Source organism: Xanthomonas bromi (genome assembly GCF_900092025.1).
GTDB lineage: Bacteria > Pseudomonadota > Gammaproteobacteria > Xanthomonadales > Xanthomonadaceae > Xanthomonas > Xanthomonas bromi.
The window spans coordinates 112834-125762 of record NZ_FLTX01000013.1 but is presented as its reverse complement, the minus strand read 5'-3'; the positions used below and the strand labels follow the sequence as shown (position 1 = coordinate 125762).

At 64.5% G+C, this 12929-nt stretch carries 8 protein-coding genes and 1 other RNA gene; 5 read left to right on the top strand and 4 right to left on the bottom strand.

The annotated features are described in order from the left end of the window. Positions 1-98: 98 nt before the first annotated feature. Both XBLMG947_RS05635 and XBLMG947_RS23495 read right to left on the bottom strand, forming a co-directional pair. Positions 99-1883, bottom strand: a complete 1785-nt coding sequence (locus XBLMG947_RS05635) for a DUF885 domain-containing protein (protein WP_065466778.1) — start codon at positions 1881-1883, stop codon at positions 99-101. A gap of 187 nt (positions 1884-2070) precedes the next feature. Next, the gene (locus tag XBLMG947_RS23495) at positions 2071-2232 is read right to left on the bottom strand and encodes a hypothetical protein (protein ID WP_245228108.1); all 162 of its coding nucleotides are present in this window, start codon (positions 2230-2232) and stop codon (positions 2071-2073) included. A gap of 310 nt (positions 2233-2542) precedes the next feature. On the opposite strand from XBLMG947_RS23495, the gene XBLMG947_RS05625 reads away from it, so the two are divergent. Further along, positions 2543-2618: non-coding RNA, sX9 sRNA (locus tag XBLMG947_RS05625), on the top strand. Between the two features lie 4 nt (positions 2619-2622). Here the strand turns inward: XBLMG947_RS05625 and XBLMG947_RS05620 are convergent. Both XBLMG947_RS05620 and XBLMG947_RS05615 read right to left on the bottom strand, forming a co-directional pair. Next, positions 2623-4860, bottom strand: a complete 2238-nt coding sequence (locus XBLMG947_RS05620; RefSeq protein ID WP_065466777.1) for a S9 family peptidase — start codon at positions 4858-4860, stop codon at positions 2623-2625. 473 nt (positions 4861-5333) lie between these two features. Beyond that, complete coding sequence (locus tag XBLMG947_RS05615; protein ID WP_065466776.1) at positions 5334-6023, bottom strand: glutathione binding-like protein; 690 nt, start codon at positions 6021-6023, stop codon at positions 5334-5336. Positions 6024-6411: 388 nt separating this feature from the next. Here XBLMG947_RS05615 and XBLMG947_RS05610 point away from each other — a divergent pair, with 388 nt between their 5' ends. From XBLMG947_RS05610 to XBLMG947_RS05595, 4 genes are all read left to right on the top strand, one after another. Next, positions 6412-9426, top strand: coding sequence for a TonB-dependent receptor (locus tag XBLMG947_RS05610; protein WP_065466775.1), 3015 nt, complete (start codon positions 6412-6414; stop codon positions 9424-9426). Positions 9427-9617: 191 nt separating this feature from the next. Beyond that, positions 9618-10319: a SapC family protein gene (locus tag XBLMG947_RS05605; RefSeq protein ID WP_065466774.1), complete on the top strand. Its 702-nt coding sequence runs from the start codon at positions 9618-9620 to the stop codon at positions 10317-10319. Beyond that, positions 10309-11322: a cupin-like domain-containing protein gene (locus XBLMG947_RS05600; protein ID WP_065466773.1), complete on the top strand. Its 1014-nt coding sequence runs from the start codon at positions 10309-10311 to the stop codon at positions 11320-11322. The genes XBLMG947_RS05605 and XBLMG947_RS05600 overlap by 11 nt, the downstream gene beginning before the upstream one ends. Before the next feature lie 10 nt (positions 11323-11332). Further along, entirely contained in the window at positions 11333-12898 is a 1566-nt protein-coding gene (locus XBLMG947_RS05595; protein ID WP_065466772.1) for a tryptophan halogenase family protein, read from the top strand. Positions 12899-12929: the final 31 nt, after the last annotated feature.

Below are 12929 nucleotides of genomic sequence, written 5' to 3'. Positions count from 1 at the left end.
ATGTCGCAATGCTGACGCACTACAGCATTCGATACTCCAGCTAATTTGGAGAGTGCACCAGGGTACTGAGCAGCTGAACCCGGCGGCCGCTTCTGCCTCTACTTGGCATGCGCGGGAATGAACTGCGTTTCCACCGCCTTGGCCAGCTGATCCGGTGGGAGCAGGCCTTGGTCCAGCAGGAAGTTATTGAACGCCAGGCGGTCGAACTTCTTGCCCAGGGCCAGTTCGGTGCGCATGCGCAGTTCGAGGATGCGGGTGTAGCCGTAGAAATAGCTGCCGGCCTGGCCGGGCGCGCGGATGGTGTAGCGGTCCAGCTCCTGGCGGGTCATGGCGGGCGAAAGGCCGACATCGTCTTCCAGCACCTGGCGCGCGCGTTCGCGGTCGATCAGGCCCAGGTTGAGCATCGGGTCGAGCATGGCGCGGGCGGCGCGCAGCAGGCGGAACTGCAGGGCGATCAGCTGACCGTCGAGCGGTTCGTACGGCACCATTTCCGCTTCGGCATACAGCGCCCAGCCTTCGACGTTGACCGAGTTGAAGGCGAACATGCTGCGCGCCAGCGAGACGCCACGTTCGACCATGGCGGTGAACTGCAGTTCGTGACCGGGGCGGCCTTCGTGGGCGCTCAGCGTCCAGGCGGCCGAGCCGAAGTTGAAGTCGTCGTACTGCTCCTTCTTGGCGCCGTCGGCGGTCGGATTGCCCAACGGCAGCACGAACTGGCCTTGCTGGCCGGTGTTACCGATCAGCGGTGCGGGAAGGAAGTGCGGCGCCGGTTGCGCGGCGCTTTCGGCGGCACTGCCCAGGCGCATCTGCATCGGGCGGTTGGGCACATCGACGATGCGCTGCCTGCGGATGATCGGGTCGATCCGATCGATCACGCCGCGGTAGTGGGTTTCCAGCTGGTCGTCGGCGATGGTGTTGCCCTTGAGCGCGCGGATCACCTGCACGTAATCATCGCCTTTCACCCCCTTGGCCTTGGCCACCAGCGGGGCCAGCTGGCGCATGGCCGAGCGGGTTTCCATGAATTCCAGTTGCGCGCGCTGGATCAGCTGCTGCGGGGCGATATCGATGCCCACCTGCTTGAGTTGGTACGCGTACAGCGGTTCCGGCAGGCGGGTGTCCTTGCGTGCCTTGGGTAGCACGGTGGTGCGGGTCCAGTTGGCGTAGTCCTTGAGCTGGGTGGACATGGCCTTGAGCGCTTCGTCGGCGCCGGCGATCTTGTACTTGGCGAACAACTCGCCGATGCCGGCGACGTAGGTGTCCACATTCGCCAGCGCCTGCTCCACTTCGCGCTGGGTCGGCTGCAGCAGCGCTTTGTTGCTCAGCTTTTCCTCGTAGCGCTGGCGCGCCAGCGTGGTGGTCGGCGCGCTGCCCGGCACCAGGCCAACGTAACGTTTGAGGCGGTCCAACGCCTTGGCGCGGCGCTCGGGCACGGTCTGGTCGGACAACAGACCATTGAGGCCACTGAAGACCGCCTCCGGGGCGTCTCTCCACGGCAGCAGATAACGCTCGTTGAGCTCGCTGCCTTCGATGTTCTGCTCGGCCGCGCCGATCATGATCTGCAAGTCCTGGCGCACGTTGGCATCGCGCTCGGTGGCCAGCTTGGTCTGCAGCGTGGCGCGCGCATTGCGCATGGCATCGCGATAGCGTGCGGCGTTGTCGGGACCCAGATCGACGACCTGATCGTCATAGCCGGGTACACCAAAGAAGCTGGCGTATTCGGGCTGGAACGGTGCCTGCGCGTTGAGCAGGATCTGCGCATAGCCGTTGCTGGTCTGCACCCAGGCCGGGCTGGCGGGTTGTGTCGGTGCTGCCTTGCCGGTTTGTGCCTGCAACGGCAACGAGGAACCGAGCGCCAGCGCAACGGCGAGAACGAGTGGCTTCATGAGGCGGATCCGCGAAGTGAGTAGCGCGACCCTACCCATCTGCAACGGCCGCGGCAATCCGCCTTAGGTCATGGCATGTGGGGCTGCGGGGGCGATACCGTGGCGGGCAACACATCGATCGGCTCGCCAGAGATGCCGGCGAAGGTCAGTGTCTGGTAGGTCCAGCAGCCATGCCTGCGCGCGGCATTCACCTGGACGCTGCCGCTACCGCGCCGGCCCTGCAGCCCAACGCTGAAATGCGCCTAGCCGGTAAGACCGAATAGCTGAGGCTGCCATTGAGCAGGAAGTCCTCGGTGATCGGCGTGCCAAGCCGTTGCACGACCTGCGCATCGCTCTTGGCGATCTGCAACGCGTTGCGATAGACATCGCTGGTTTCATCGCTGCAGTGATCGCGTAGAGCACGCCACCGATCAGCAGCGCCAGCAGCAGAAATAGCGCGATGCCGGTGCCTGGGACGGCCCACTTCCAGTGCCGGCTCCAGAGGTCGGCCGCATGCTGGCGCTGCGGTGAGGCGGCGGGAATCGATGGCGGCAGGGACATGGCACTCCTTGTGCGAACACCTGGAAGAGTGGGTGATCGGTGCAACGCCTGCCTGGGCGTAGAGCAACGAAAATCCGCTTGCGTAGCCGCATGCACGGGAAGCCTGGCCCGGTATCGGCATGCACCACTCGCACACTCCGGTGCGTCCGCGCTATCCACATCCATCTGTCGACTGACGGCTACGGTGTCCTAGCCACTCTCAGTCGTGCATCGGCATCAGGCACCGCTGCAAGAACGCTTCTGCGGTCTTGTAACGATGCAGCGCGGTGGCGCCCGACAAGCCGTGCTTGGCGCCTGGATACGTCATCAATTCGAACGCAGTGCCGCGTTGCTGCAGCTCGCTCATCAGCGCGGTGGAATTGGTGAACAACACGTTGTCGTCGGCCATGCCGTGGATCAGCAGGAGCTTGGCGTGCAGACCATCCAGATGGGTGGCGATGCGTGCGTCGCGATAGCCTGAAGGATTGCGAGCCGGCAAGTCCATGTAGCGCTCGGTGTAGTGCGTGTCGTACAGGCCCCAATCGGTGACCGGTGCGCCGGCCACGCCGCACGCATAGACATCGCTATGTTTGGCCAGCAACATCAGCGTCATGTAGCCGCCGTTGGACCAGCCCTGCACGCCGATGCGCTTGGCATCGACCCAAGGTTGTTGCTTGAGCCAGGCAACACCTTGTAGCTGGTCGTCCACTTCCACCGTGCCCTGCTTGCCGTACAGCGCGCCACCGAAGTCGCGGCCGCGTCGCGGGGTGCCGCGGTTGTCCAGCGAAAACACCACATAGCCACGCTGCGCAAGATATTGATCGAACAAGGCATCGCCGCGGCTGGGCCAGGCATCGAGCACGGTCTGGGCCGCTGGGCCGCCATATACGTAGACGATCACCGGATAGCGCTTGGCCGGGTCGAAGTTGTCCGGCTTGGTCAGGCGATAGTGCAGCGGTGTCTTGCCGTCGGCAGCACTGAGCGTGCCGAATTCGATCGGGCGCTGTGCGTGGCGGTAGTTGGCGTACGGATGCTGCGGGTCGCTCGGGTCGTTCTTCAGTAGCGTGGCGATTTTTTCGCCACTGGCGAAGAACAACTCGATCTGCGGCGGCGTGGTGGTGTTGGACCAGGTGTCGACGTACACGCTAGCGTTGGTGGCAAAACTCGCTGCATGCGTGCCGTGGATGTTGGAACGCCTTTCGATCGTGCCGCCGGCCAGGGGCACGGCGTAGATGTGGGTCTGCGTGGGCGCGTCCTTGCTTGCGGCGAAATACACCATGCCAGCCTGCTCGTCGACGGCGAGTAAGGCATCGACCACCCAGTTGCCGGAGGTCAGCGGCGTCAGCGTGCGACCGTCTTCGGATGCGAGATACAGATGCGCGTAACCGCTGCGTTCGCAGTTCCAGAGAAAGCGGCCGTCCTTGAGAAAACGCAGATCGTGAGTCAGCGGCACCCAGGTGGGCGAGGTTTCGGTGATGAGCGTGCGCTGCGCGCCGCTGGCCAGCGTGGTTTCGATCAGTTCGAGGGTCTTTTGGTCGCGCGACTGGCGCTGGAAGGTCAAGCGCTGCGCATCGCGCCAGTCCACCCTTGCCAGATAGATGTCCGGGTGCTTGCCCAGGTCGATCCAGCGCGGGGCAGCCTTGGGGCGCGGTGCGATCACACCCAGTTGCACCACCACATTCGGCTGGCCGGCTTGCGGATAGCGTTGGCTGATCACCTCGGTGTGGTCGGCATACACTTCCGGGCGCTTTTGCACTGGCACCTGCGCTTCGTCGATGCGCGCGAAGGCGATGGCCGAATCGTCCGGCGCCCACCAATAGCCGGTGTGGCGATCCATTTCTTCGTCGGCGACGAATTCGGCCACGCCATTGCCGATGGTCTCGCTGCCATCGTGGGTCAGCTGCACCTGCTTGCCGCTGGCCAGATCGATCACCCACAGATTGCGTTCGCGCACGAAGCTGACGAAGCCGCCCTTGGGCGAGAGTTTGGCGTCGGTAGCAAAGCCTTCGCCGTGGGTGAGTTGACGGACCGCCGCCGCACCGGTCTTGCGCAGGTCGTACAGATACAACTCGCCACCGAGCGGGAACAGCAGCGCATGCGCATCCGGCGCCCATTGGTAATCGACGATGCCGGTGAGCGCGGCGATCCGTTGGCGTTCGCGGCGGGCTTTTTCGACATCGCTGAGCGTTTCGGTGCCGGGCAGCACCACCTTGGAATCGACCAGCAAGCGGGTCTGGCCGCTGGCGATGTCGTATTCCCACAGGTCCAGCTGATTGCGATCGCTGTCCTTGCCGCGCAGGAAGGTCACGCGTGAGCCGTCTGGCGCCACCTTGGGCTTCATCAGCGTGGGGCCGGCGAGCGGCAACGGGCCGGTGATGGCTTCCAGGGTGAGTTTTTCGGCGCGGGCCATGGGAACGGTACTGAGCATGAGGGCTAGGGCGACGAACAGGGCGCGCATCGATGGTCCTGTCTGAAGGCTGCGCACAGGATGCGGGTGCGTAGAGTGTTTGAGAAGTGTGGCGATGGTGCATGTGCGCGATCAGCGCCGGGCGCGTGGTTGCGTGCGTGTGAGACAGGCGGTGTACTGAGGGTGTGGCCGCACTGCTTTGGGCGGGCAGCAGTGCGCGCGAGTTGGTTGCAAGGGGCGCGGTGCGGATGGTGCATGCGCATTTCATGCGAAGCGGATTGCAGGGCGCGGTGGGTCTGGCGCTACGTGCGTACCCTCACCCCAACCCCTCTCCCGGAGGGAGACGGGCTTGAGCCGCCGCGATGATGTCGCGTGCGGTTACTGCGCTCGCTAACCGCTACTGCTACTACTGCGAATGATGATGGCGTTGCTGCTTGGCGTTGCTGCTTGCTGTTGCTGCGCAGTCGCAACAGCAGCAGCTTTCGCCGCGTGTACTGTTGCGCAACCGCTCCTACCGCTTTGCCTCAGCGCTTGCCGAACAGGTGCTTGCGCTCTTCATCGCTCAGCGGCTTGCCGGCATTGGGATTGACCTGTTCTTTGAGCGCGTAGGCGCGCTGGGTGGCCGGGCGGGCGGCGACGGCGTCGTGCCAACGCTTCAGATGCGGGAAGGCGGCGTAGTCCGGCTTGAGGTCGCCATACACTTCGATCCACGGATAGCTGGCCATGTCGGCGATTCCGTAGTCGTTGCCGGCCAGGAACGCATGGTCGGCCAGACGCTTGTCGAGCACGCCATGCAGGCGGCGCACCTCGGCGTTGTAGCGCTCGATCGCGTAAGGAATCTTTTCCGGCGCATAGACGTTGAAGTGGCCCATCTGGCCGCTCATCGGGCCCAGCCCGCCCATTTGCCAGAACAGCCATTCCAACGCGGCGATGCGGCCGCGGGCATCGCGCGGCAGGAAGCGGCCGGTCTTCTCGGCCAGGTACAGCAGGATCGCGCCGGATTCGAACACGCTCTGCGCGCCGCCGCCGTCGACCGGTGCATGGTCGACGATGGCCGGCATCTTGTTGTTGGGCGAAATCTGCAGGAACGCCGGCTCGAATTGTTCGCCTTTGCCGATGTTGACCGGCTTGAGCGTGTACTTCAGCCCGGCTTCTTCCAGGAACAAGGTGACTTTGTGGCCATTGGGCGTGGGCCAGTAGTACAGATCGATCATCGCGCGCTCCAGTCAAAGGTAGGGTCGTACCGCCAGACACAACCAGATGAGCGGTCTCGGGCAGGCAGGCATCGGAGCCGGCAACACATCTCCTGCACTGCCGAATCCGCTTGCCATTGCGCGTTCAACCACCTGGGTTCGCTGTGTCGGTGGCATCGCATATGCAGACGTTGCCATCGAACCACGATGGTACGGGCAAGCGATTGCACGCGCATAGGCTGCATATCGAACGCAGTGGAACGATGTGTGAGGCGATTTTGGTCGCGGCAGATGCTGCAGTGCAAATTGACTTTGTTAAGGCCGCACTAACAAATGCTCGATTGTTCGATCGACCTGTGCCTGTCCCGCCTGGGGCAGGCCTTATTTTTTGTTTGGGGAAGCAACTACCGTGAGAGAGACTCGCACCCTGCCGCGTACGCGGCGTTTGACGTCTGCCCTGCTGTTCGCATTGTCGACTCCGCTGGCTGCGCAGACCGCGCCGGCACCGCCGTCCGCATCCACCGTTCCGGGCGCCAGTCAAGCCGATCCCGCCACCCTCGATACCGTCCAGGTCAGCGGTATCCGCGGCAGCCTCACCTCGTCGATGAACGTCAAACGCGATGCGCAAGGCATCGTCGACGGCATCGTGGCCGAGGACATCGGAAAGTTCCCCGATACCAATCTGGCCGAATCTTTGCAGCGCATCAGCGGTGTGTCAATCGACCGCTCGCTGGGCGAAGGCTCGCGCGTCACCGTGCGCGGCGTCGGCCCGGACTTCAACCTGGTGCTGTTGAACGGACGGCAGATGCCGGGCGCCAGCATCGAGGAATCCAACGCCTCCAACTCGCGTGCGTTCGACTTCGCCAACCTGGCGTCCGAGTCGATCTCCGGTATCGAGGTGTTCAAGACCAGCCGTGCCAGCACGCCCACCGGCGGCATCGGTGCCACCATCAACATCAAGACCGCCCGTCCGCTAGATAACCCTGGCATGCATGCCAATGTGGGCCTCAAGGGCGTGCACGATGCGTCCAACGAGAACCTGCCGGGCCCCCTGCAGGGCGATGCGCTGACGCCGGAAATCTCCGGCATCTTCAGCACCACCTCGGCCGATGGACGTTTCGGCGTGTCGCTGAGCGGCAGCTACCAGGAACGCGACTTCGGCTACAGCCAGGTCGGCGTGCCCAATGGCTGGCGCGCATTCCGTGGCGACTCCACCGCCTACGGCACCATCCCGCAGCCGGGTGCGCCGGGTTCGGAAAACATCGTCAACCGCCCCGGTCCGAACGATATCTATTCGGTGCCGCAGAACCTCAACTACCGCGTGGTCGGCGTCGAACGCCAACGCACCAACGGTCAGCTGGTGCTGCAGTACAAGCCGCTGGACAACATCACCACCACGCTGGATTACACCTACTCGGAAAACAAGATCCAGCAGCAGCGCAACGAAATGTCGGTGTGGTTCAACTATGGCCCGTCGGCCAGCGCCTGGACCAAGGGGCCGGTCGCCGGCCCGATGACCTATTCGGAAATCGTCAATCCGGCGACCAGCGATCTGGCGACTGCCGGCTCCAATGCCGCCACGCGCAACCAGAACAAGTCGCTGGGCTTCAATGTGGATTGGGCGGTGAACGATCAGTTCAAGCTCAACTTCGACATCCACCGCTCCACCGCCGAAGCCGGCGCGGACAGCCCGTACGGGTCGAGCAACTCGCTGGGCGTGTCCGGGTTCTACCGCGGCACCTCGGTGGTGGATTTCAGCAAGGATTTCCCGGTGCTGCAGCAGCAACTGGGCTTCGGGCTCAACGGTCTGGATCCGTCGCGCACGCTGGTCACCGGCTCGGCGTTCCGCAACAGCTACATGAAGTCGGAAATCGATCAGGCGCAGGTCAACGGCGACTTCACCTTCGAAAACTATTCGCAGTTGAAGTTCGGCATCGGCAGCACCGAGGTCAAGAACCGTTCGGCGTTCTCAAACGTGCAGCGCGATACCTGGGGCGGCAACGGCACTGCGGCCGACTATCCGGACGACCTGTGGATTCCCAGCTCGTTCGCGCAGTACTTCGATGCGATCGACGGCAGCGGCAATCCACAGCAGTTCAACCAGTTGTACCTGTTCGACTTCGAGCGCGTGCGTCAGGCCGCCGCGCAAGCCGCTGGCAATGAGGCGCTGTACCGCATCTCGCCGGTGTTCGCCACCGACCGCCGCGTGACCGAAAAGTCCAAGAACGCCTACCTGCAGTGGAACAACAGCTGGGACGATCTGCGCGTGCCGATCAGCCTGGCCGCCGGCGTGCGTTACGAAGAAACCAAGGTGGAGGCGCAGGCGCTGGTGCCGGTGGCCGTGGGCATCGACTGGGTCGCCAACAACGAGTTGCCGATCCGTCTGGCCGACTCGGCGTTTGCCGGTGGTAGCGGCAAGTACGAATACTGGCTGCCCAGCCTGGATCTGAGCTTCAAGCTCACCGACGATCTGGTGCTGCGCGGCAGCTACGGCGAAACCATCGGCCGTCCGGGCTGGGGCGATATCCAGGGCGGGCAGACGCTCAACCAGATCGCGCGCATCGAAGGCGGCACCGGACAGGCAGGTAATCCGGGCCTGAAGCCGCTGCTCTCGCACAACATCGATGTCTCGCTGGAGTGGTACTACAGCGATGCCAGCTACGCGTCGGTGGGCTTCTTCCGCAAGAACATCGACAACTACATCGGCGTGACCACGCGTAACGATACGGCGCTGGGCTTGAACACGCCGATCGGCGGCACGTACTGGAACGAAGCGCTGGGCAATGGCTGCGCCTCGGCCGACCTGACCTGTATCCGCAACTACATCTTCCGCAACCGCGGCGGTTCGCCGGGCGTGGTGCGCGGTGCCGACGATGCCAACGGCAACGCCACCGGTGTGATCAGTGGGCAGCCGGGCGACCCGGTGGCCAACTTCGCCATCACCGCGCCGGCCAACCAGCGCTCGGCCTCGCTGGACGGCTGGGAATTCAATCTGCAACACATGTTCGGCGCCAGCGGTTTCGGCGTGTCGGCCAACTACACCAAGGTCGATTCCGGGCTGACTTACAACAACGATGTGATCGGCGAGCAGTTCGCGCTGGAAGGTCTGAGCGATTCGGCCAACCTGGTCGGCTTCTACGACAAGGACAAGTGGCAGGTACGTGCGGCCTATAACTGGCGCGACCAATTCCTGGCCGCACGTTTCGACGGTAGCGGCCAGCCCAACCCGGTCTACACCGAAGCCTATGGTCAGCTGGACCTGAGCATCGGTTACCAGTGGACCGAGAACCTGTCGCTGAGCCTGGAGGCAATTAACCTCACCAACGAAATCCAGCGTCAGCATGGCCGGCAGAAAAACGAGATTATCTATGCCACCCAGACCGGCCCGCGCTACATGCTGGGCCTGCGTTACAAGTTCTGGTGATACCCGCTGTGGCGATGCACGCGTGACTGCATCGCTGCAGTAACCCCATCCGTTCCCCGGCAGCGTGGCTGCCGGGGAACGGACACGGCCCTTGCGCTCGACCCGACGACGCGATTGCGTCCAGGGCTTGCCGTGCAGTGGCGATTCGTTGAAGCATGGGCCACGCGCCCTGCGTGCTGTGCCAATCCCCCATGACCAATGCCGTGTTATTGAACAATCTCGATCATCGCGATCTGCGCGTGATCACCGCGCACGGCGCCGCCTACGGCGATGACGTGATGTCGGCTGCGACCTTTCCACAGGAATTTCGCCAGCTGCAGGCGCAATACCCCATCGTGTTCCATCGCAGTGGCGAGCGCAGTTTTCAGCCACTGGCGTTGCTGGGATTGCGCCTGGGCGAAAACCTGTTCCTGGAGGGTGCGCGTTGGGATGCGCCCTATATCCCGCTGTCGATTCAGCGCCAACCGTTCCTGATCGGCGAGCAGCCCGACGGGCCGATGGTGCACGTGGATCTGGACAGCCCACGCGCCAGTCGCACTGATGGCGAATTGCTGTTTCGCGAACACGGCGGCACCACCGACTTTCTCGACCACATCAGCCAGGTGCTGCGCACGCTGCACGATGGAGTAGCAGCCAGCGATGCGTTCGTCGACCGTGTGCTGGGTTACGACCTGCTCGAACCCTTCGTGTTCGAAGCCACCTTGAACAACGGCCTGGAATGCCGACTGGCCGGGCTCTACGTCGTGCATGAAGAACGCCTGCGCACACTCGATGAGGCCGCGCTGCTCGAACTGCACCGGCATGGCGATCTGGAACCGCTGTACATGGCGGTGGCCTCGATCGCGCAATTCCGTCATCTGCTCGAACGCATGAATCGCCGTCATGCTGGCTGAGCCGCGCGCCATCGAGGAACGCCACGGTCTGGACCCGCAACAGCTGGACCCGGCCATCCTTCGCTCCACCACGCCACTGGTCCTGCGCGGGCTGGTGCGCGACTGGCCGCTGGCGCAGGCCGGCGCGCGTTCCGCCCAGGCCGCTGCCGCCTATCTACGTGGCTTCGACCGTGGCGAAGCGGTGGTCGCGCAGGTGGGGCCACCGGAGATCGGCGGGCGTTTCTTCTACAACGCGGACATGAGCGGCTTCAATTTCCGCCCGGAGCGCGTGCCCTTGAGCGTGGTGCTGGACACCTTGTTGCGCGACCTCGATAACGCGCAGCCACCGGCCATCTATGTCGGCTCCACTACGCTGGAGACCTACCTGCCCGGCCTGCGCGCAGCCAACCCGATCGCGCTACCGCAAAGCGAGCCGCTGGCCAGCATCTGGATCGGCAACCGCACGCGCATCGCCGCGCATCAGGACCTGCCCGACAATCTGGCGTGCGTGGTCGCCGGGCGGCGCCGCTTTACGTTGTTTCCACCCGAGCAGCTGGCCAACCTCTACATCGGCCCATTGGATCTGACCCCGGCCGGGCAACCGGTCAGCCTGGTGGATATCGCCGCACCGGATCTGCAGCGCTTTCCGCGCTATGCGCAGGCGCTGGACCATGCGCTCGTCGCCGAGCTGGGGCCGGGCGATGCCGTGTTCATTCCGAGCATGTGGTGGCATCACATCGAGGCACTGGAGAGCTTCAACGTACTGGTGAATTTCTGGTGGCGACAGAGCCCGGCCTACATGGATTCGCCGATGAACGCGCTGATGCTGGCGCTGCTGACCATCCGCGACTTGCCGGCCGAACAACGCGCCACCTGGCAGGAGGTGTTTCGTCACTATGTCTTCGAGGCCGACGCCAGCACCGCCGCGCATCTGCCCGATGCCGCGCGCGGCGTGCTGGCTCCGATGGACGACGCCCGCGCGCGCAGCCTGCGCGCACGGCTGCTGCAACGCTTGAATCGCTGAGGACTTCGCCATGCCCGACACCACGCCTTCGGACCCGCAACCGCGCCCGGTACGCCGCGTCGTCATCGCCGGTGGCGGCACGGCCGGCTGGATGGCCGCTGCGGCGATGTCGAAGTTGCTGGGCAGGCACCTGCAGATCACCCTGGTGGAGTCGGACGAGATCGGCACGGTGGGCGTGGGCGAAGCCACCATCCCCAGCCTGGTCACCTTCCATCGTTTGCTGGAGATCGACGAGGCCGCCTTCATGGCCACCACCCAGGCCACCATCAAGCTCGGCATCGCCTTCGAACACTGGCGCGATGTGGACCGGCACTACATCCATTCGTTCGGCCATGCCGGCACCGATCACTGGAGTGCCGGGTTCCAGCACTTCTGGTTGAAGGGGCAACAGCGCGGCGTGGCGCGCGACTTCGGCGACTACTGCCTGGAACTGCGTGCGGCGCAGGAAGGCCGTTTTGCGCATCTGCCCAATGGCGGCATGAATTACGCCTATCACCTGGACGCCGGGCTATACGCGCGCTTCTTGCGCCGCTTCAGCGAAGGCTTCGGCGTGCAGCGCATCGAAGGCCGTATCGGCCAGGTGGAAACCGATGCAGAAAGTGGTTTTCTGACCGCACTGACGCTGCAGGACGGCACGCGGGTGGAAGGGGACCTGTTCCTGGATTGCACCGGCTTTGCCGGCCTGCTGATCGGCAAGACGCTGGGCGTGGGCAGCGAGGACTGGTCGCAGTGGTTGTTCGCCGACAGTGCGCTGGCGGTGCAGACCGAATCGGTGGGCCCGCCGGCGACCTACACCCGCTCGCGCGCCGATCAGGCCGGCTGGATGTGGCGCATTCCGCTGCAGCACCGGGTGGGCAACGGCATCGTGTACTCCAGCCGCTACATGGACCAGGATGGCGCCCGCGCGGTGCTGGAACGCAACCTCACCGGGCGGGCGCTCAGCGAGCCGCGGCCGCTGCGCTTCACGCCCAACCAGCGCCACCGCGTGTGGGAAAAGAACTGCGTGGCGCTGGGCCTGGCAAGCGGGTTTCTGGAACCGCTGGAATCGACCAACATCCATCTGATCCAGCGCGGCATCATCCGCCTGCTGCAGACCTTTCCGCAGGTCATCAACGCGGCCGACATCGCCGAGTACAACCGCCAGGCAGCCCAGGAGATCACGCACATCCGCGATTTCGTGATCCTGCATTACCACGCCACCGATCGCCGCGACACGCCGTTCTGGCGCGACTGCACGGCCATGGACATCCCCGATTCGCTGCGCCACCGGGTGGAGTTGTTCCGCCAGAGCGGGCGCGTGTTCCATCAGGCCAACGAGCTGTTTGCCGAGAACTCGTGGGTGCAGGTGATGCTGGGCCAGGGCGTCGTGCCGCAACAGCATCATCCGGTGGCCGACCTGATGGGCGATGCGGAGCTGCGCCGCTTCCTGGACACCATCCGCACCCGGGTGGAGGCGGCGCTGGTGCGGCTGCCCGCGCATGCGGACTTCCTGCGGCACTACTGCCCTGCACCGCCGCCGCCCGAGCCGGCCGCACGCGTGCCGGCCCCGACGGTGGTGGCGACCCCGGCGGGATAAATTTCAGCGGTCTGCGGCGCACCCTTGGCTT

Excerpts from the sequence above, each read along its gene's own strand:
- XBLMG947_RS05635 (WP_065466778.1), bottom strand. The coding sequence starts at position 1,883 with ATGAAGCCACTCGTTCTCGCCGTTGCGCTGGCGCTCGGTTCCTCGTTG.
- XBLMG947_RS05620 (WP_065466777.1), bottom strand. The coding sequence starts at position 4,860 with ATGCGCGCCCTGTTCGTCGCCCTAGCCCTCATGCTCAGTACCGTTCCC.
- XBLMG947_RS05615 (WP_065466776.1), bottom strand. The coding sequence starts at position 6,023 with ATGATCGATCTGTACTACTGGCCCACGCCCAATGGCCACAAAGTCACC.
- XBLMG947_RS05605 (WP_065466774.1), top strand. The coding sequence starts at position 9,618 with ATGACCAATGCCGTGTTATTGAACAATCTCGATCATCGCGATCTGCGC.
- XBLMG947_RS05600 (WP_065466773.1), top strand. The coding sequence starts at position 10,309 with ATGCTGGCTGAGCCGCGCGCCATCGAGGAACGCCACGGTCTGGACCCG.
- XBLMG947_RS05595 (WP_065466772.1), top strand. The coding sequence starts at position 11,333 with ATGCCCGACACCACGCCTTCGGACCCGCAACCGCGCCCGGTACGCCGC.